The organism is Inhella sp., assembly GCF_041912635.1.
Classification (GTDB): domain Bacteria; phylum Pseudomonadota; class Gammaproteobacteria; order Burkholderiales; family Burkholderiaceae_C; genus Inhella.
The window spans coordinates 1-19,726 of sequence record NZ_JAYRMO010000051.1 but is presented as its reverse complement, the minus strand read 5'-3'; the positions used below and the strand labels follow the sequence as shown (position 1 = coordinate 19,726).

The following is a 19,726-nucleotide window of genomic DNA, read 5'->3' as shown; positions in this document are numbered from 1 at the left end:
GCTGCTGCTGTTGGCGGGCGCGTTGTCGGCTCGGCTGGGGTGGTCCAGGTGGTGGCTGCTTTGGCTGCCGCGCTGCCAGTGGAACTGGACCTTGATGCGGTGGTCGCGGTCGGTGTGGGTGGGCTCGCCCTCGCCCACCACGATGGCGGTCTGCAGGCCGGTGATCAGTGGGCGCTTGTAGTGCTTCGGGCCGGTTCCTGCGCGGTAGGTCTGGCTGAAGGGTTGCCAGAGCAGTTCGACGTGGTGCAGCGGTTCTTCGCGTTCGTTGGCGAGTTCGCCGCTGCGCTCGCCGTGCGCCAGTTGCGCATCCAGCGCCAGCAGGCCGGCGCGCAGGTCGGCGCTGACGTTGTTGCGGGCCTGGTGGTAGCTGGCGGTGATGAGCAGTTCCTGGCCGCACTCGCGCGGGTGCTCCAGCAGGGTGAAGCGGGTGCCGGGCGCAGCTTCTCTCCAGGGGCCGGCGGCGCGCACTTGCGCGGCGTGGGTCTGCAGGGCTTCGAGCTGGCGGTCCAGCAGGCGCTGGCCATCGGCCTGGGTGGGGTAGGCGTAGGCGCCGGGGATGTCAGCCAGCTCCAGCGCGATGGGGCCCTGCGCGGCGCTGCCAACCGGGCGCAGCTGGGTGCTGCGGTGGTCGCGGCTGGCCCAGTGCAGCTGGTTCGTCGCCAGGCGCCGGGCGCTGTGCACCTGGGTCAGGCTGTCTTCCTTGAAGACGGAGCCACTTTGCGTGTAGCGGACCTGGGCCTTGGGGTTCTCTGGGAAGGATTCGTTGTGGTCGGCCAGCACCAGGGTGTGCACATCGCCCTCGTGCTCCCAGCGGTAGTGGATGCCCTCCTCGCGCAGCAGGCGCTCGACGAAGTCGAGGTCGCTCTCCTGGTACTGGATGCACAGGCTGCGCTTGGGGTAGATCGACGGGTCTTCGAGGTCCCAGCGCCAGGCGGGGGCGAAGGCCGCATGCGCCGCATCGCCGAAGACGGTGTCGAGGATCTCGGGCACCGTTTGGTCTTGGAAGACGTAGGCGTCGATGCGGTGGCGCAGGAACGCGAGCCAGGGTTCGACGATGAGGCGGTAGCGGGCCAGGCCGCCGTCGCTCCCCAAGAAGCGGCAGCCGTGCACGCGGCCGCTCCAGGTTCGGGTGCCCTGTTCGGTCAGCAGCTCCAGGCGCACGCTCTGGGCCATCAGCTGCTTGGTCTCCAGGTGGCCGTCGGCGCTGAGGGCGTCGATCTCCAGGCGCAGGCCCGCGGCATGGGCCCAGTCCTGCGGGCAGTGCTTGGGCAGATGCGGGTGCGGCCCGATCGCATCCAGGATGCGCGCCTTCTCCGCCACCAGCACATCGGGCCCCAGCGGCGTGTGCAGCTTGAGCAGGCGCTGGTTCTGCGTCAGCGGCCCGAGCAAGCTGTTGATGAGTGCCTGGATGTTCATGCGCCCTCCCCGCGCACGCTCAGGCCACGGTGACGCGGAAGCGCCCCTGCTTGTCCGCACCCACCTTGATCTTGCTGAGCCTCTCGCCCGCGGCCATGCGGCTCAGGGTCTGCTCGGCCAGTTCGGGCAGCAGGCTGCCGTTCAAGATGTGGTCCACATTGCGCGCGCCCGAATCCACTTCGGTGCAGCGCGCCAGAACGGCGTCGATCAGGCTGTCGTCGTAGGCGAAGCTGGCGCGGTGGTTGGCCTGGGCGCGATGGGCAATGCGGTCGAGCTTCAGGCGGATGATCTGCTCCAGCACCGGGTCGCTGATGGGGTAGTAGGGCACCACCTTGAGCCGGCCCAGGAAGGCGGGCTTGAAGTGCTTCATCAGCACCGGGCGCAGGGCCTCGGCCAGTGCGTCCGCCGCTGGCAGCTCTTCGGCCGACTTGTTCAGGCAGGCCTGCATGATCTGGCTGCTGCCGATGTTGCTGGTCAGGATGATCAGGGTGTTGCGGAAGTCGATCTCGCGGCCCTCGGCGTCGTCCATCACGCCCTTGTCGAAGACCTGGAAGAACATCTCCAGCACGTCGGGGTGGGCCTTCTCCACTTCGTCCAGCAGCACCACGCTGTAGGGGTTGCGGCGCACGGCCTCGGTGAGCACACCGCCTTCGCCATAGCCCACGTAGCCGGGCGGGCTGCCCTTGAGGCCGCTGACGGAATGGGCCTCCTGGTACTCGCTCATATTGATGGTGATGAGCTTCTTCTCGCCGCCGTAAAGGGCGTCGGCCAGGGCCAGGGCGGTCTCGGTCTTGCCCACGCCGCTGGGGCCGACGAAGAGGAACACGCCCTTGGGTTTGTTCGGGTCTTCGAACTGGGCGCGGGCGGTGCGCACGCGCTGGGCGATGGCACTCAGGGCCTGGTCCTGGCCGATGACGCGTCGTTTAAGCGTGTCGGCCAGCTGGAGCACGGTCTGGATCTCGTCGGCCACCATCTTGCCCAGGGGCACGCCGGTCCAGGCGGCAACGATTTCGGCGACGACATGGGCGTCGACTTGCGTCGGGCGCAGCGGCTGTTCGCCTTGCAGCGCGGCCAGTTCGGCTTGCTTGGCGGCCAGCTCGGCTTGGATCGGCGAGAGCGCGGGGGCCTTCTTGCTGCTCTTTTTGGTGGTCGTGACGGGAGTCGGTGCGGCTTCAGCTTGCGGTTCGGATTCAGCCTTGGCGCGCAGGCTCTGAATGACCTCGACCAAGGCCTGTTCCTGGGCCAGCTGATCACGCAAGGCGTTCAGCTCGGTGTTCAGGCGCTCGGCCTCGGTCTTCAGTTCGGCCAGGCGCTCGGCGTGCGGCGCGCCGGCGGCGGCTTCGCGCTTCAGGGCTTGCTCCTCGGCGCCCAGGCGCTCCAGGCGTTTGGCGCGCTCTTCAATGGCGGCGGGCACAGCCTTCTGGCCCAGGGCGACCTTGGCGCAGGCGGTGTCGAGCACCGAGATGGCCTTGTCGGGCAGTTGGCGGCCGCTGATGTAGCGGCTGGAGAGGCGCACGGCTTCCACGATGGCTTCATCGAGCACGCGCACGCCGAAGTGCTTTTCCATCAAGGGCGCCATGCCGCGCAGCATCGAAGCGGCGATGGGTTCGCTGGGCTCTTCGACCTTGATGACCTGGAAGCGCCGCGCCAGCGCGGCGTCCTTCTCGAAGTACTTCTTGTACTCGGCCCAGGTGGTGGCGGCCACCGTCCTCAGCTCGCCGCGGGCCAGTGCGGGTTTGAGCAGATTGGCGGCGTCGTTCTGGCCGGCCTGGCCGCCCGCGCCGATCATGGTATGGGCCTCGTCGATGAACAGGATGATGGGGTGCGGGCTCTTCTTGACCTCGTCGATGACGGACTTGAGGCGGTTCTCAAACTCGCCCTTGACGCTGGCCCCGGCCTGCAGCAGACCCATGTCCAGCACATGCAGGGCCACGCCCTGCAGGCTCTCGGGCACTTCGCCGGCGGCGATCTTCAGCGCCAGGCCTTCCACCACGGCCGTCTTGCCCACGCCGGCCTCTCCCGTCAGGATGGGGTTGTTCTGGCGGCGGCGCATCAGGATGTCGATGGCCTGGCGGATCTCGGCGTCGCGGCCGATCACTGGGTCCAGCTTGCCTTCGAGCGCGCGCGCGGTGAGGTTGGTGGTGTACTGGTTCAGCGCCGGGGTGGCGCTGGCCTGGCCGGGGGTGGCGGCTTCGCTGGCGCTGGCTTCGTGGGCAGGTACGTGGGCGGCGGCAGCGGCCACCGACACCTCGTCCGAGCCTTGGGTGATGTCGGCCAGGCGGTGCTTGAGGTCTTCGAGCGAGAAGCGCGCGAACAGCGGGCTCACACGTTGGGCCAGTTGCGCCAGGCTGGGCTCGCTCAGCAGGGCCAGCAGCAGATGACCGGAGCGGATGCGGGCGCTGGCGGAATCGAGCGAGGCGATCAGCCAGGCGTGCTCCAGCAGCAGCGGCAGGCGCGCGCAGAACACGGGCGTGCGGGTGTTGCCGCTCTTGAGCTGGGCCAGCTCGCGCTCCAGGTCGTGCTGCAGCGCGCTGCTGGAGACCTCGTAGCGGCGTGCCAGCAGGGCCAGATCGCACTTGGGCTGCTCCAGCAGGGCCAGCAACAGGTGTTCGATATCCACCTCGAAATGCCCGCGCGACAGGGTCAGGCTGGCGGCACGCTCGGCCGCGCGGCGGCAGCTGTCGTTGAGCTTGGAGATCAGGGTTTTGAGATGGCTCATTGCGGTTGCGTGTTCAGGCGGCGAGCAGGCAGTAGCCCGGCTCGCTGCGGTCTTGGGTCTGCGGTCGGGTGACCAGGAAGTTGTCGTAGCCCAGGCGGCCATGCTGGCTCTTGCTGTGCAGCTGGGTGGGTGCCACGTCTTCAGCGCGCAGGGTCAGGCGGATCTCCAGCTCCAGCGTCAGGCCCACCAGCAGCTGCAGCCATTCGCGCAGCGCCAGCGCGCCGGGCTGGCCGGGCAGGAAGCGCTGCAGGCGCGCGCGGCTCAAGGGGCCCAGCGTGATGCGCAGGCGCTGGTCGCGCTGCCAGACGCGGGCGCCCACCAGGGCGCCCTGGTTCAGGCCGGCGCCGCCGATGCCCACACAGGTCTGCTGCTCGGGCGCCAGCGTGAACCAGCGGCCGACGAACTCATCGACCTTCACGCCCACGCCGAAGTAGTGCGCCAGCAGTTGCTCCAGCTTGGCGCGCGAGACCGGGCGCTGCTGCAGGCGGCCGGCGTAGAAGGCCAGGGACTCATCGGCCACGCCGCCTTCGGCTGCGCGCAGGCGCTCGCGCAGCGCCTCCTGCCCCACGCCGGCGATGCTGAGCAGCATGGGCGTGAAGTGGCGGCGGCGGTCCTGCTCGTAGCGCAGCGGCAGGCGGCTCTTGCGCCAGGCCTGGTAGAGCTGCACGGCCGAGCGCTGCAGGAACAGATCGAGAAAGGCGCGGGCCGCGCCGTCCTTCTGCTGCTCGCGCAGCGCAATCAGCTCCGTGTAGAAGGACGGCAGCGTGCCGGTGGCGCCGGTGAAGCCGATGAAGGCCGGGGTGATCTCGACGCCGGCCAGCGTGGTGGCCTGGGTGCTGGCCGTGCTTTCGTCCGGCCCTGGCAGCGGGCGCAGCGCGGCCATCTCGCTGGCCGGGAAGCCCATGTGCAGGGAGTTGCGAAAGCGCAGGCGCTGCATCGCCGCGTCGCTGCCCAGGCCCTGATGCAGGGCCAGGCTGCGCTCCAGCAGGCGCAGGGCTTGGTAGAAGCCATGCTCATGCGGCTGGGCGAACAGGCGCTGCAGCGCACTGTCCACACGCAGCTTGGGCGGCGGCAGGGTGCTCATCTCAAATCAGCGGGCCGGAGCCGCTGCGGCGCGGGCAGTCCACCAGGGTCTCGCCGCTGCGCGCGCAGACCAGGCGCAGCTGCACGAAGCTGTTCACGTGCACGTACTGGCCGAAGAAGTGGTCCAGCACCTGGGCGAACAGATGCAGGCCGGTGCCCACAAAGGCCTCGCGCTCCACGGTGAGAAGCAGCTCGGTGCCGCGCACAAAGCTCGGGAAGGGCATGGCGGCATCGCCCGGCAGCCAGGCCACCGCCGGGCGGTGCTCGATGGCCAGCAGGCCATCGAGCAGGCGCGCCGTGCTGGCGGCGCGCGGCAGGTCGTACAAGCGCAGCAGCTCCTTCAGGCCTTCGAGGCCGGTGCCACTCAAGGAGAGGTGGTTCAGCGTCAGGTGCGACACCAGGCGCCACAGCGTGCCATTGCCGCGCTCGAAGCGCTGGCTGCGCGTGGGCTTCTTCAAGAGAGCAATGGCGCGCGCCGGCGAGCCGCCTTCCATGAACAGATCGCCGCCGGCCTGGCCGATGGAGATCTGGTGCGGCAGGTCGCGGTTGGTGGCGGTGACGTCGAGCGAGAGCGTGTCGGTCTGCGGCGCGGCGGGGTCGAAGTCGATGTCGACAATGCTGATCTCGGTCTCGTAGCCGGGGGCGCGCTCGGCCAGCACGGAGTCGCGGCTCAGGCTCCAGTAGCGCGCACGGTCCACGCCCTCTTCCAGCAGCTGTTCGTGGCGCAGGCCGTAGAAGGGCTGGAAGGCCTGCACCGTTTCGCCGGCCGGCGTTTGCTGCACGCGGAACACGCGGTCCACCGAATAGACCTCGAAGGCATGGGCACGGCGGGCGTCGGGCAGCACGGGGTAGCTGGCCTGAGCGTGGGTGATGCGGATGGGCTCGGCGCGCTGGCGGAAGCGGTTGATGACTGGCGTGCAGCCCAGGCGCAGGTTGCGCGCGCTGAAGGATTCGAGCAGGCGTGCGGCCTCGCTGTCGGCGCGCAGGCCTTGCATGGCGAAATGCAGGGTCACGCGCGGCTGGGCATCCAAACCGGTGGGCAAGCGCAGGTCGATGAAGTTGAACTTCTCGGGGAAGGCGAAGAACTCGGTCAGCAGGCGGTAGGCCTGGGGCGAGCGGGCATCGAAGTCGAGCAGCGCGTCCGCGTCGGCAAAGCCGACGGCTCGCGGCAGGCCCAGGCGCAGCGGCGCCCAGGGGCCCGGGCCGGCTTCCACCCAGCAGCCCAGGCTGTGCCCCAGCAGGGCCTCGCGCAGCGCGCTCACCAGCGAAGGCTCGCCGTCCAGGTAGACGCGCAGCCACTCGGTGCCCAGCGCCGACCAGCGCGCCTGGTTCGAGGCCAGCGCCAGCTCCACGCTCAACAGACTGGTGGCCTTGCCGGGCAGCAGCGTGCCCTCAGGCGCAGGCGTGGCGGCCTGCCACTGGGCGCGTTGCACCTGCAACGGCAGCAGCTGCACGGCGTAGCAGGTGGCGAAGCGGCAGGGCACGGTATTGACGGGTCGCGTCTGCAGCAGGGTGCCGGCAGGCAGCTGGCTGCCGGTGCTGAGCTGCGCCGCCGCCGCACCCAGCTCGAACTGCGCGATCGAGCAGCTCGGGAAGGGCCGCAGGTAATGCGGGTACAGCACCTCCAGCAGCGCTTCGGTGACGCGCGGGAAGTCGTCGTCCAGGCGCTTGTGCACGCGCGCGCTCAGCAGCGCGAAGGACTGGATCAGACGCTCGACATGCGGGTCTTCCTGCAGGTTCCCGCTGGTGGACAGGCGCCCGGCAATGCGCGGATAGGCCTTGGCGAAGTCCTTGGCGTTGTCGGCCAGGAAGCTGAGCTCGCGCTCGTAGTGGGGCAGCAGTTCACGCATCAGGCGGCTCCCACTTCATACCGCTGACTGCCCGGATGCAGCACGGCGTCAAAGGCCACCGGCTCGGTGTGCGGGTGCAGCATCAGCTTGGCACGGATGGAGAAGGACAGCTTGGCGGTGGCGCTGCGGTCTTCGCGCACCGCCACCTCCACTTCGCGCAGACGGGCGTCCTGGCGCATCAGGGCGTGGCGGATGCTGTCGGAAATGGTCTTGCGGTCGCGGTCGCTCGCCATGCTCAGGGAGCTGATGTCCACCAGGCCCAGCGTGGCCAGCGAGCGCGCGGCATGCGGGTAGGCAGCCAGCTCTTCGGGCGTGAAGCTGGCGTGGGTGTTGAGCAGGTGCTCGATGTCACGCGCCACCGAGGCCTTGATGCGCTCGATGCTGTAGCGCGCGAGCACGCCGCGCTGCGCTTCGTCGGCGTCGCCGAGCAGCTTGTCGAGCAGGGAGGGGGCGTAGGTGGGGGTCATGGGGCTGAAGTACGGCGCAAGCGGCAGGCGAGCTTTGTGCGGCGCCAGCACGTGAATGGCACTTGATTGCCTTAGTCGCAGCGGAAGTCCAACTGGAGTTCACCTCGGCGCGCCTTTTTCAACGTGCGCCACTGGACTTCGCATCGCGTCACCGGATCAGGCAGGCGCCGGGTCAAATAGAAGGCGCCAGGCTCGTATCGGCAGACTGCCCACTTGCCACGCGGGTAGTCGCCGTTCAGCGTCCAGACCACGATCGACAAATCCTTGCCGACGCGGCGATCCGATGTGGGCACCAAGCTGGCCAAGTCTCTGGGGTCGCCGTCAAAGATGTCGGCGCCCGTGAGATAGGGCGTCTTGTCAGGGCGAACGCTCCACTCAGGCAGCTCAACGCGAACCCCTCCCTTGTCCAGGGCAATTTCCTGGGGGCAACTGAAGCTCGCGCCGTCCAGTGCCTTCACGCTGGAACTGATTACCAGCATCAAGGGCAGCGTCAAAAAGATCCTGCTCATCACAGCACCCATGCTTCACTCGATGACGGAGAACTTGTCTCCGTTGTCGCTGTCGTCAAAGCCGGAACCATTGCCCCTGAAGTAGATCAAGCGGCTACGAATCTTGTCCTTGCGCTTCCATTGGTCCATCACCAAGATGCCCAAAGCGTTCTGCCCCATGTAGAGCGCCGCGTGGTTGCCTGTTGGCCGATTGGCGTAGCGGCCGTTCTCAAATGTGGCGATCGCTGTCCCTTTGGGGAGGCGCGAGTTCCCACGCACCTTGGCACCTTCGCGCCATTTGGAGGTCAGTGGAGCCCCGGCCTTGATTTGGACCAATGGCACGCAGTCGCCGGAACCGACCTTGTCGGTGTCCTGAAGTTCGGAGACGCTGGGGTAGATGTAGGGCATACACACTCGCCAAGGGATCGGCATCCCCAGGTTCGAAATGGAGGCGGCACGCGGCCGCCCCCAGGGTCACATCAACAAGCCAATCAGGCCGCGATGTTCTTGCGCAGGTCCCAGCCGGCCTTGCCGGTGCTGGTGGCCGAGCCGTCGTGCTTGTGCTGCTTGTATTCCCAGACGATCTTTCCGTACTTCAGACCGAAGGTCTCGGCAGGCAGTTCGCCGCCGTCGATGATGGTGTCCACCGACGAGACCACCACGTCTTCCAGCACGATCTTGTAGTAATCGATGCGGGTCTGCGAGGTGCTGGTGGCGTTCTTGCCGCCGTAGGCACGGTAGAAGGTGATTTCCACCTTCGGGTAGATCGTGCCAGCCGAGCAGGCGCGCAGCAGCTTGCTGGTGGCCTTGTCGATGTCCTTCGTGAACAGCATCTCGCCGTGCTCGGTGCGCTCGGCGGTGTGCGAACCCGCGGTCGAGGCCGAAGAGGACTTCGGCTGGAACACGCGGTGCTTGAAGGTCGAGACCTCGATCTCGTTCTTGTGCTTGTCGTCGGTGCTGTCGCCTTCCAGCTCGCTGGCGCCAACAAACTTGACGTAAATGTCCTTCATGGGGAAAGAACCTCCTTGGAAACCCTTCGGGAATGGGAGCAGCGGCTGAGCGGGTCGAAGGGCCGAGAGCACCCGTCACGCTGTTCGGGCTGCCGTCACAGCCCAAGGCCCCCGGCGTCCCGGGAGATGGCGGGCACGCCGCAACGCCACGGGCTCTGTTCAGAGCCCGTGCGTGGCGTCATGCAGGTTGGGGTTTAGCCGCGCTGCCCTTGCGGCAATTCGGCCACCAGACGCAGCGAGACCGAGAGCTCGTCCAGCTGGAAGTGCGGGCGCACGAAGCTGACCGCGCGGTACACGCCGGGACGACCGGGCACTTCGCTGACCTGGATCGAGGCCTCGCGCAGCGGGTAGGCGGCCTTGGTTTCCTGGCTGGCGTTGTCGTCTTCCACCACGTACTGGCGGATCCAGCGGTTCAGGAACTCCTCGACATTGCCGGCCGAGGCGAAGCTGCCGATCTTGTCGCGCATCATGGCCTTGAGGTAGTGCGCGATGCGGCAGACGCTGAACATGTACTGCAGCTGCGAGGACAGCACCGCATTGGCGTTGGCCGAGTCGAGGTCGTACTTCTTGGGCTTTTGCGTGCTCTGCGCACCGAAGAACGCGGCGTAGTCGGTGTTCTTGCAGTGCACCAGGGGGATGAAGCCGAGGTCACTCAGCTCCTTCTCGCGCCGGTCGGTGATCGAGATCTCGGTCGGGCACTTCAGCGCCACCTCGCCCTCGTCGGTCTTGAAGGTGTGGGTGGGCAGGTCTTCCACGAGACCACCGCCTTCGACGCCGCGGATCGCCGCGCACCAGCCGAAGTTCTCGAACGCGGCGGTGAGGCGCGCGGCCATCGCGTAGGCGGCGTTGACCCACAGGTAGCGCGAGTGGTCCGAGCCGTCGACGTTCTCGACGAAATTGAAGCCCTCCACCGTCATGCCGTCCTTGGGATGGAAGGGCAGGCGGCCCAGGAAGTGCGGCAGGGTCAGACCGACGTAGCGCGAGTCTTCCGATTCGCGGAAGCTCTTCCACTTCGCGTAGTCCACGGTGTCGAAGATCTTGCTGAGGTCGCGCGGCTTGCCCAGATCGGTGAAGGTCTCCAAGCCGAACAGCTCGGCCGAGGCGGCGCTGATGAAGGGCGCGTGCGCAGCCGCGGCCACATGCGACATCTGCTCGACGAAGTACATGTCCTCGGCGCCACGACCGATTTCGAAGTCGCCGATCAGGGCGCCGAAGGGCGCGCCGCCGAAGGTGCCGAACTCTTCCTCGTAGACCTTCTTGAACAGGGCCGACTGGTCGAAGTCGATCGCGGTCTTGAAGTCCTTGATCAGCTCCTTCTTGGTGGCGTTGAGCATCTGGATCTTCATGCCCGAGCCGGTGCTGGTGTGCTTGGCCAGGTAGTGCAGGCCCGTCCAGCTCGATTCCAGCTTCTGGAACTCGGGGTGGTGCAGCACCTCGCTGAGCTGGCGCGAGAGCAGCTCGTCGATCTCGGCCACGCGCGCATCCAGCGTGGCGCTGAGGTTCTCGGACACGACCACGGTGCCCTGCAGCACCTCACGCACCAGCTCGCCAATGATGTCCTTGGCGCGGTGGTGCTCGGCGTCCGAGCGCGCGACCTTGCTCTTGCTGACGATCTCGTCCAGCAGGCTGGCCTCTTCGAGGACGGCATCGCCCGCCGGGTTCAGGGTGGCTTCTTGCAGCATGGCGTTCACTCCTCGGTGTGGGCTTGCGTTTCACGCTTCAGCGTGGCGAGCTTCTCGGTGCTCTGCAGCACCTCGGCCAGCAGGTCTTCGAGCTTCTCGTTGCCAGCCAGCTTGTTGCGCAGGTCGGAGAGCTTGGTGCGCGCTTCAAGCAGCTTGCGCAGCGGCTCCACCTGCTGCACCACGGCCTCGGGGCGGAAGTCCTCCATGGCCTTGAACTCGAGGTTGACGGCGAACTCGCCGCCCTGCTCGCTCAGACGGTTCTTGACGCGGAAGGCGGTGCGCGGCGCCATGCCGGCCATCACGTCGTCGAAGTTGTCCATGTCGATGCTGACGAACTTGCGGTCCTTGACCTTGGGCAGGGGCTTGTCCGCATCGGGCTGGCCGCTGAACTCGCCCAGCACGCCGACGACGAAGGGCAGTTCCTTCTTCTCGATCGCGTCGCCGATCTCGACGTCATAGGTCAGTTGCACGCGGGGCGGGCGCACCTTCTCAAGGCGCTTCTGGACGGACTGTTTCTTCGCCATGGAAGTTCTCCGGTGGGGTGATGGGGTGCGCTCAGCGCAGTCGGTCGAAAGGATTGGCCGCGGCACTGGGCGTGGCGGCCGGCTTGGGCGGCGGTGCGGTCGGCTTGGCAGCTTCGGCCTTGGCCGGTTCCGCCTTGGCGGACTTGACCAGTTCGGCCAACTTCGCGTCTGGGGCCGCCTTGGCATCTGCGGGCTTGGCATCCGCGGGCTTGGCGTCCGCGGGCTTGGCACCTGCAGGCTTGGCGTCAGCCGACTTGGCCGGCTCCGCTGCGGCACGGCGCACCGTGGCGCGGCGGGGCGCCGGCGCGGCCACTTCGGTCGGCGGCACCAGCACCTGCTCACCCAGGGTCTCGCGCAGCAGCTTGGTCAGGCCTTCGGCTTCGCTGCGGGTATCGGCCGGCATGCCCGACTGCTGGCCGCGCAAGGCGCCCAGCGCCATCGCCGCCACCCGCAGGCCGGCCACGGCCAGGATGCTGTGGGCGGTGCGGTCGGCCGGGTCGCGCTGGCTCACCTCCTGGGCGGCCAGCACGGCGTAGCCGTAGTCGGCCGCGGCGAAGTGGTCCTCGGCCAGTTTCTGCCAGGGCTCCTTGCTGGTCGGGTAGGCCTTGGCGGCATCCCGCCAGGCTTCACGGGCGCGCTCCTTGCTGCCCTGGCTCTGCGCGTCCTGCGCCTGCTTCATCAGCTCGGTCAGGCTGGGCTGCACGGGGGCGGGCGCCGGGGGCGGCGGCGGGGGCGGGGGGCTGGCGCAGGCCGTCAGCAAGGCCAGCAGCGCGAACGATGCCAGCGGCCGGCGAATGGCCTGCAGGCGCTTGAGGGACCCGAGGGCCGCACAAATATTCACAAAATTTGCTCCCTAAATACAAATGACCCACGAGGGGTCATTTGCGAACGTCAAGGCCTATACGGCGACTGCTTGTGCAGTTCATCACGCAATGGCAAAACGAATGTAAGTGCGGTACTCCGAAATCCGCACCCCCCGAACGGGGGCGCGGCAATGTCGGCTTGTTACACCCTGATCGCCACAATTTGCTGGCCATGAACCGAGCAAATTCATCCAGTTTTTTTGCATCAAAACCGGGCCGGCGTGCCGCCTCGGCGGCCGGTCTCTGGGCCCTCCTGGCGGGTTGCGCCTCGGCCCCGGCCACCCCCAGTGCCGAACAGGGAACGGGCTTGCTGGACAAGGCCTTGCAAGCGGTCGGGCTGCAAAAGCCAGCCGCTGTGGAGCAACTGGAAAAACTGCCGTCCCTGCCCACCGGCCCGCGCTACCAGCCGGTGACCTTGCGCCTGCACGCCGGCGAGGTGCTGAACACCGACGCAGCGGGGCGCGCTCTTACAGTTGTCACGCGGGTTTACAAACTGCGCGCAACGGATACGTTTCTGCAGGCCCCCTACGAGGCCTTCCAGGCCGATGACCCGACCCGCACACCGTTCGCCAAGGACGTGGTCGAAATGCGCGAGCTGGTGCTGGCGCCCGGTCAGCGTGCCGAAAGCGTCGAGAAGCTCGGCCCCGAGGTGCAGGCGCTGGCGGTCGTCACCCTGTACCGCCAACCCGCCGCCGGGCGCTGGCGCTTTGCCTTCGAGACCAAGGCCGCCAGCGCGAGCGGCATCACGCTGGGCCTGCATGGCTGCGCCATGAGTGTCTCGCAGGGCCAGCCCTTGCAGGCCGCTCCTGAACATCTGCGCGTGGCCGGCGTGCGTTGCCAGTGAATCAATGGCCCGCAGGTTGGTGCCAAAAAGTACCATGGAATGGAGCCAAGTTGGGTTCTGTTTTCCTGCGCTCACCGGCATTAACCAACTGTTGCCTTGAACTGCGCGGATGCGGGGGTGGCAGGTCAGGGCCTCTCGCCTAAGCTGAAAGTTGGCGGGGCCAGCCCCCGCCGTTCCGACAAGCCGGACGCAACGAGCTCCCCCGGGCCGAGGCGCGTTCTTCAGGGATGAACACCGTGATCCAGTCTTCCAAGCTCCTGTGGGGCGAGGGCCTGTTCCTGCGCCCGCAACACTTCCAGCGCCAGGACGCTTACCACGAGGGCCGCCTGGCCGACACCGCCCGCGCCCTGCACCCCTACGCCTGGGGCCTGCGCCGTCTGCAAATTGACAGCGATGCGCTGGCCAGCCAGATGCTGCGACTGACCGAGCTGAGCGCAGTGCTCCCCGATGGCGAACGCGTGCACGCGCCGGCTGATGACGAACTGCCCCCGGCGCGTTCGCTCGCCGATGTGCGGCCGGGCGTGAGCGAGCTGCTCGTGCACCTGGCCCTGCCACCGCTGCGCGGCCACGCCAGCAATTACGGCCAGCCCGGCGTGGAAGGCGGCACCCCGCTGCGCTTCGTGCAGCATGCGCAGGAAGCGGCCGACTGGTTCACCAGCGCCGACCCCGCCGAACTGATGGTTCTGCGCCGCAGCCCGCGCCTGCTGCTCGATGGCGAGCCGCGCGACCAGCTCGTGACCATGCCGCTGCTGCGCCTGCGTCGCCAAGGCACGGGTGGTTGGGAGCTGGACAGCGACTTCGTGCCCCCGGCCATGAGCCTGGCCGCCGCCCCTGCCCTGCTGGCCCAGCTGCGCCGCCTGCTGGATGCGCTGCAGGCCAAGGTGGACGCGCTCTACGGCTTCCACCGCGAGCCCTCCAAGCACGTGATCGAGTTCCGCAGCGGCGACGTCGCTTCGTTCTGGCTGCTGCACACCGCCTCCACCGCCTTCGCCGGCCTGAGCCATCTGCTGCACAACCCCGGCCTGCACCCCGAGCGCCTGTACCAGCGCCTGCTCGAATTGGCGGGCTCGCTGATGACCTTTTCGCGCACGCACTCGCTGGCCGACCTGCGGCCCTACGAGCACGCCCAGCCCGACGCGGCCTTCGCCGCGCTGGACCATGTGGTGCGCGAGCTGCTGGAAACGGTGATCTCGACGCGCTGCTTCGCGCTGGCACTGGACGAGCTCAAGCCCAGCTTCTACCAGGCACGCCTGGATTCCGAGCGCATCAGCGCCGACACCCGTCTCTTCCTGGGCGTGCAGGCGGCGCTGCCAATGAGCGAGTTAATCGACATCGTGCCGATCCGCTTCAAGACCGGCGCCCCGGACGACGTGGAGAAGCTGGTGCTCTCGGCCATGTCGGGCGTGCGCCTGGCGCATGCGCCGCAGGTGCCCGGCGCCATTCCCGTGCGCCCGGGGTGCACCTACTTCAGCATCGAGCCGCGCGGCCCCTTGTACGAGCGCATGTTGCAGGGTCAATCCTTGAGCCTTTACGTGCCCGCCGGCATCCCCGAGCTGCAGCTCGAACTCTTCGCACTCAACGGCTGATGAGCACCGCACCTTCCCTCTTCGGCAACGCGGCCCCCCAGCAGGGCGCCCCCAGCACAGCACGCGGCCAACGCCAGGCACGCGACCTGATGGACCTGCTGTTCGAAGGCTTCTACATGGTCTTCCTGCTGCGCAACCGGCACCTGCCGGGCAGCGCGGTCGAGTTCCGCGAACGGGTGAAGAGCTTTCTGGCCAGCTTCGAGCGCGGCAGCCAGCGCTTGAACGCTTCAGCCGAGGACGTCTTCCTGGCCAAGTTCGCCTTCACCGCCCTGGTGGACGAGCTGGCGCTAAGCCCCACGCTCAACCTGCGCGAGAGCTGGGAGCGCCGCCCCTTGCAGCTCGAACTCTTCGGCGAGCAACTGGCCGGCGAGAAGTTCTTCGAGCACCTGGAAGCCCTGCGCACGCAAGGTGCGGCCAAGCTGCAGGTGCTGGAGGTCTTCCACATGTGCCTGCTGCTCGGCTTCCAGGGCCGCTATGTGCTGGAAGGCAGCGAGAAGCTGGGCTACCTCACCGCCCGACTGGGCGACGAGATTGCCCACCTGCGCGGCAAGCGCGCGCCGTTCGCCCCGCATGCGCTGGCCCCCGACCGCATCCTGCACACGCTCAGGCACGAGGTGCCGATGTGGGCCTTCGCCGCCGTGTTTGCGCTGTTCGGCCTGCTGGCCTATCTGGGCCTGCAGCACTGGCTGTCCCGCCAGACCGAGGCACGTCTGATGCAGCACAGCCAGTTGGTGCAGCTGGCGCCGCAAGCCGCTCACGTGACGATTACGCTGCCTTGACCCCCGAAGCGCCTGCGGCGCCTCCCCCCAGGGGGCGCCACCAGTGGCCCGGCAAAGCCGGTTCCACGGTGGCACTGGATCCAGGCGCACCTCGCACCCCGCGTGACCGAACTCCTGTAGGGATCCTCCAAATGGATCTGAGCACTCTGGCTTCTGGCCTGGTCTCCCGCATCGACTTCCTGGCCCTGCTCAAGGACCACCACCGCCTGCTGCAGGTGCGCACCGCGCTGCCCGAGCTGGCGCTCATTCCCGAGAGCCTGCACGGCGTGGACCGCGTCAACGCGCCGCTGCTCGATGGCTTCGGCTACGAGCTGGACTGCCTGTCGACCAATGCGCATTTCGAGTTGAAGCGCCTCATCGGCGAGCAGATCACCGTGCGCCTGCTGCAGCCCAGCGGCGAGTACCGCGCCATCCACGGCTATGTGGCTCAGGCGGCGCAGCTGGGTGGCAACGGCGGTCTGGCGCGCTACCGCCTGTCCCTGCGCAGCTTCGGGGCCTTTCTGGCGCGGCGGCAAGACAGCTTCCTGTTCCAGGACCTGGACACGCGCCAGATCATCGAAGCGGTGCTGGCCGATCACGCCATGGCCAACTGGCGCTGGGAGGCCTCACAAGCGCTCAAGACACACAGCCGCTGCACGCAGTACCAGGAGAGCGACGCCGCCTTCATTACCCGCATGCTGGCCAGCGAGGGCCTGTCCTGGCATTTGGAGCAGCTGCAGGGCGATGCCGCAGCCCAGGCCGATGCCAAGGGCCATGCGCGGCATTGCCTGGTGATCCACGATGCCGCTTCGGCGCGCACGGATCTGGGCCGGGTGCGCTTTGCGGCCCAGCATGTGGTGGCCACGAAGGGGCAGGACACGCTGCACCAGTTCCATGCGGCACGGGAATTCACGGCGCTGGCCGTTACCGAGGCGAGCTGGGACTACAAGCCGCTGGCGGGCACCTCGGCCCATGCAGCATCGAGCCTGAACACGGGCGAGGTGCCGCAACTGGAGCAGTACTGGGGCGGCGGCGAGTACCGCTTCCAGGATGGCGCCCAGGCGCAGGCCCGGGCCGATCAGGCCTTGCTGGCACTGGAGTTGGGCCTGAAGCGCTACCAGGGCCAGGGCGGCCTGCGGCATTTGTTGGCCGGCGCGCAGTTCGAGTTGTTCGATCACCCGCACTTCGGCGCCAACAGCACGGCGCTGGATTACGCCGGGGCAGCCCTGGCCAGCCACAAGAGATCGGACGCGCGCTTCACGCTCACCGAGGTGGGTCTGACGGTGCGCAACAACCTGGGCGCCGACATGGCGCGGCTGTTGCAGGCGCCCGCGCTGGAGAGCGGCAGCACCTTGTGCACGATCGAGGCGGTGCCCGCCGCCGCAGCGCTCACCCCACCGCTGCCGCGCAAGCCCACGGCGCCGGCGGGTCAGCTGGCCCTCGTGGTCGGCGTGGATGGTGAGGCGCTCAGCCCTGATCGCGATCTGCGCGTGAAGGTGCAGTTCCCTTGGCAGCGCGGGCTGCGGCCGAACCTGGGCGGCCTGGCGCATCGCAGCCCCGTCGACGAGACGGGCAATGCGCCGGGTGAACTGGCCAGCGGCACCTGGGTGCGCGTGGCTCAAGCGCAGGCCGGCGCCAACTGGGGCCAGGCGTTCACGCCGCGCATCGGCACCGAGGTGGCGATTGGCTATCTGGACGGGGATATCGACCGTCCGGTCGTGACGGGGCAGCACTACAACGCGGCGCACTTGCCACCCTGGAGCGCGGGCGAGGGCTCGGGGGCGAACCACCCGGGTGTCATCAACGGCATTCGCAGCCAGACCCTGGATGGGGCCGGGCACAACCATTGGTTGGTGGATGACACGCCGGGGCAGTTGCGCACTCGCTTTGCATCGAGCCATGGCCAGAGTGAGCTGATCCTGGGTGAGGGGATTGCGCACAACCCGCTGAGCAGCACGCGCGGGGCCTGGCGCGGCATCGGAGCGGAGTTGGGCACGCAGGGCTGGGGTTCGCTGCGCGCGCCCAAGGGCCTGTATCTGACGACGCAGGCTCGCGCCGGCAGCTATGGCAGCGCCCAGGGCACGCAGATGGACGTGCCCGAGGCCTTGGCGCAGGTGAGGGCCGCGACCGACCTCGGTCAACGACTGACCCAGGCCAGCACACCGGGTGGCGCGCAGGCCTTGAAGACGCATGAGCCCAAGAAGGCGGTCGATACCTGGATTGAAGACACCGATCCCACGAAGAAGGGCAAGCACCCCAGCCAATTGAATGGTCAGGAGGCCCTGCAACCCAAGGGCGGCAGGAAGCTCGAAGACCCTGTGCCGCGGCCCGAGCGCCCTTACCTCCTGCTGGATTCACCCTCCTCTCTCGCCCACGCCAGCCCCGGGGATGTGGTGTCGGTCAGCGGCCAGAGCACCACGCGCATCAGCCAGGGCGATCAGCACGAGACCGCCGCCCACACCGCCGTGCAGGTCAGCGGCAAGCACGCGAGCCTGTACGCGCATGAGGGGGAGTTGCAGGTCAAGGCGGCCGCAGGCCCCGTGAGCCTGCATGCCCACTCGGACACCCTGGAGATCCTGGCCGATCAGTCGGTGCAGATCCTCTCGGTCAACGACTCCATCCGCATCCAGGCCAAGGACAAGATCGAGATCGTGGCCGGGGACTCGACCTTGGTGCTGCGCGGTGGGGATATTGACTTCTTCACCCCGGGCACCTTTCTGATCAAGAGTGCGATTCATGATTTCAAGGGCGGGGGGAGCAATCCGTACCGCCCGAAAGAGCTACCTACCGGCTCGGCAGATGAGTTGGAGATGGGCCGACTCATGGCCGGTCTAGAAGACGGCGCATCGGGCGGTTCGGGCAAGGCTGGGTCGAAGACGAAACGCGCCCAATCACCCTCTGTCACTGAACGGAAGCCGCGCCCCTACAGCGAACGCGTCATCGCAATTCATCCGCACGACGGTGAGGCCCAGACCACAGGCGTAGCCATCACACATATCAATACCGTTCTTCTCAAGACGAGCACGAGCAGTGGCTTGTCCCCCCGACACATCCAGGCGGATTCAGTTCCAGCCGTGGCCTTTGTCGGCCCGAGTGGGGCTTGGGGGGTGTCCATGCGAACCGATGAAGACAGCCCGCTCCCGCCAACCGAAGTCGAGGAAGACCTTGGCGCCACAGAAGAAGCCGCATCCGAGGAATTCGAATGATCGCGCGTACCAAGCTAAACACCCCCGGCATTTCGGTCGACCCGCTGCCGCAGGCCGAGCCCGAGGCATCTGGCTTCATCCCTCTATTGCTGCGCGATGGGTTGGATCGTCCGATTAGCGACCTGCCTGTGTTTGTGACACTGCCAAGCGGCCAAATCTGCGAAGGCAAGACCTGCGCGAAGGGTGCCATCACACTAGAGCTGCCGCCGGAGCCCAAAGGACAGGCCACCATTGAAGTACTCGATCACAAAGGCCAGCGGCAGCAAGTCGCTCAGGTCGAGCTTTCCACCAGCAAGGGCGCATCGGCCATCGTGCTGACCAGCCCCAAGGTAAAGGCCGAACTGCCCCTTCGACCGCTCCACAACCCACCCACCGCAGCTCGGAAGCCTGCGCCGCCGCCCGCGCCAGCGCCAAAGCCAAACCCAAACCCACAGGCAGGCAAGACCGAACCGGCCCAGGTGGATCTTCAGTCGCCCTGGTGGCGCCGCGCGGTCCACAAGGCTTGGGGTTGGGTCAGCAACGAGGTGGAGGAGCATCCACAGCCACCCACCGCGATTGGATTCAAACCCACTGTGCTGCGCGCGCTGAGCCAAGCTCGCCAACCCGTCTGCGTCGTCGTCGGTCCTGAGTGTCCCAACCCCCTACGGCTCCGGCTTGGACGCAACAACGTCTACGCCGATGCAATCAAGCTGGCCGCAAAGCGCCTGGGACTCATCCCTCAGGCCATTTGTGCCCTGATTGACTGCGAAGCCGCCAAGCTGTCAGAGACGATTCCGCTACTGGACGCCAAAGGCAAGCCCCGCCTGGACAAGAAGGGCAAGCCCATGACAACCAAAATCGCGGAAGTTTGGAACGCCAACAGTGGCAATGCCCAAAGCGGCGCCGCTGGTTTGACTCAGTTCCTGGCCAGCACTTGGTTGGGCCATGTAATGGTCCCGGGTCGCTATATCCACGAGCAATCCAAAGCCAACGGCTGGATCCGTCAAGAAGACGTGAAAGGCAAGGGCAAAAACAAGGACAAGGTGATGGGGAAACAATGGATGTTCGTACTATCAGATGGCACGACCACCACCTCGCCCCTGAAGCACCGCAACGACAGCCAGGTGCAGAAGTGCCTGGCCATGCGCATGGATCCAACATGGTCCATCTTGGCCGCCGCCGACTACGGCGCGGCCAACCTCGCCCTGCTCAAGAAGAAGGGCTTCAAGATTGATGCCCTGCAGGACATGG

The 19,726-nt window shown here is 67.3% G+C and carries 15 protein-coding genes and 1 pseudogene; 5 read left to right on the top strand and 11 right to left on the bottom strand.

Annotated elements, in window-relative coordinates; translation table 11 throughout:
* The 11 genes from ACE3QP_RS20990 to ACE3QP_RS20940 form a co-directional block, all read right to left on the bottom strand.
* Nucleotides 1–1,416 (bottom strand): type VI secretion system Vgr family protein (locus tag ACE3QP_RS20990; protein ID WP_374438905.1); only part of this gene is annotated, 1,416 nt, incomplete at its 3' end.
* Between the two features lie 19 nt (nt 1,417–1,435).
* On the bottom strand, nt 1,436–4,135 hold the full coding sequence (tssH, locus tag ACE3QP_RS20985; RefSeq protein WP_374438903.1) for a type VI secretion system ATPase TssH: 2,700 nt from the start codon (nt 4,133–4,135) through the stop codon (nt 1,436–1,438).
* Nucleotides 4,136–4,148: 13 nt separating this feature from the next.
* Nucleotides 4,149–5,219 carry a type VI secretion system baseplate subunit TssG gene (gene tssG / locus ACE3QP_RS20980; protein ID WP_374438901.1) on the bottom strand — a complete coding sequence of 357 codons (1,071 nt, stop codon included), beginning with the start codon at nt 5,217–5,219 and terminating at the stop codon, nt 4,149–4,151.
* A 1-nt stretch (nt 5,220) separates the two neighbouring features.
* Nucleotides 5,221–7,068: a type VI secretion system baseplate subunit TssF gene (gene tssF / locus ACE3QP_RS20975; protein WP_374438898.1), complete on the bottom strand. Its 1,848-nt coding sequence runs from the start codon at nt 7,066–7,068 to the stop codon at nt 5,221–5,223.
* Nucleotides 7,068–7,535 carry a type VI secretion system baseplate subunit TssE gene (gene tssE, locus ACE3QP_RS20970; RefSeq protein WP_374438896.1) on the bottom strand — a complete coding sequence of 156 codons (468 nt, stop codon included), beginning with the start codon at nt 7,533–7,535 and terminating at the stop codon, nt 7,068–7,070. The genes tssF and tssE overlap by 1 nt, the downstream gene beginning before the upstream one ends.
* Nucleotides 7,536–7,606: 71 nt before the next feature.
* Nucleotides 7,607–8,056 (bottom strand): STY0301 family protein, encoded by a 450-nt coding sequence (locus ACE3QP_RS20965; protein WP_374438894.1) that lies wholly within the window; start codon nt 8,054–8,056, stop codon nt 7,607–7,609.
* A gap of 3 nt (nt 8,057–8,059) precedes the next feature.
* On the bottom strand, nt 8,060–8,431 hold the full coding sequence (locus ACE3QP_RS20960) for a BPSL0067 family protein (RefSeq protein WP_374438892.1): 372 nt from the start codon (nt 8,429–8,431) through the stop codon (nt 8,060–8,062).
* An 83-nt stretch (nt 8,432–8,514) separates the two neighbouring features.
* A complete protein-coding gene (locus ACE3QP_RS20955; RefSeq protein WP_374438890.1) occupies nt 8,515–9,033 on the bottom strand; it encodes an Hcp family type VI secretion system effector in 519 nt (172 codons plus the stop codon).
* A gap of 194 nt (nt 9,034–9,227) precedes the next feature.
* Complete coding sequence (tssC, locus tag ACE3QP_RS20950; RefSeq protein ID WP_374438888.1) at nt 9,228–10,715, bottom strand: type VI secretion system contractile sheath large subunit; 1,488 nt, start codon at nt 10,713–10,715, stop codon at nt 9,228–9,230.
* Between the two features lie 5 nt (nt 10,716–10,720).
* Nucleotides 10,721–11,239 (bottom strand): type VI secretion system contractile sheath small subunit, encoded by a 519-nt coding sequence (tssB, locus tag ACE3QP_RS20945; protein WP_374438886.1) that lies wholly within the window; start codon nt 11,237–11,239, stop codon nt 10,721–10,723.
* 31 nt (nt 11,240–11,270) lie between these two features.
* On the bottom strand, nt 11,271–12,080 hold the full coding sequence (locus tag ACE3QP_RS20940; protein ID WP_374438884.1) for a hypothetical protein: 810 nt from the start codon (nt 12,078–12,080) through the stop codon (nt 11,271–11,273).
* Between the two features lie 74 nt (nt 12,081–12,154).
* Here ACE3QP_RS20940 and tssJ point away from each other — a divergent pair, with 74 nt between their 5' ends.
* From tssJ to ACE3QP_RS20915, 5 genes and pseudogenes are all read left to right on the top strand, one after another.
* Nucleotides 12,155–12,946 (top strand): type VI secretion system lipoprotein TssJ, encoded by a 792-nt coding sequence (gene tssJ, locus ACE3QP_RS20935; RefSeq protein ID WP_374438882.1) that lies wholly within the window; start codon nt 12,155–12,157, stop codon nt 12,944–12,946.
* 236 nt (nt 12,947–13,182) lie between these two features.
* Nucleotides 13,183–14,532, top strand: a complete 1,350-nt coding sequence (tssK, locus tag ACE3QP_RS20930) for a type VI secretion system baseplate subunit TssK (RefSeq protein WP_374438880.1) — start codon at nt 13,183–13,185, stop codon at nt 14,530–14,532.
* The gene (icmH, locus tag ACE3QP_RS20925) at nt 14,532–15,311 is read left to right on the top strand and encodes a type IVB secretion system protein IcmH/DotU (protein WP_374438878.1); all 780 of its coding nucleotides are present in this window, start codon (nt 14,532–14,534) and stop codon (nt 15,309–15,311) included. The genes tssK and icmH overlap by 1 nt, the downstream gene beginning before the upstream one ends.
* 131 nt (nt 15,312–15,442) lie before the next feature.
* Nucleotides 15,443–18,496, top strand: a complete 3,054-nt coding sequence (locus ACE3QP_RS20920; RefSeq protein ID WP_374438876.1) for a type VI secretion system Vgr family protein — start codon at nt 15,443–15,445, stop codon at nt 18,494–18,496.
* Nucleotides 18,493–19,726 (top strand): annotated as a pseudogene (locus ACE3QP_RS20915) (hypothetical protein); the annotation flags it as partial. The gene ACE3QP_RS20920 and the pseudogene ACE3QP_RS20915, both read left to right, overlap by 4 nt.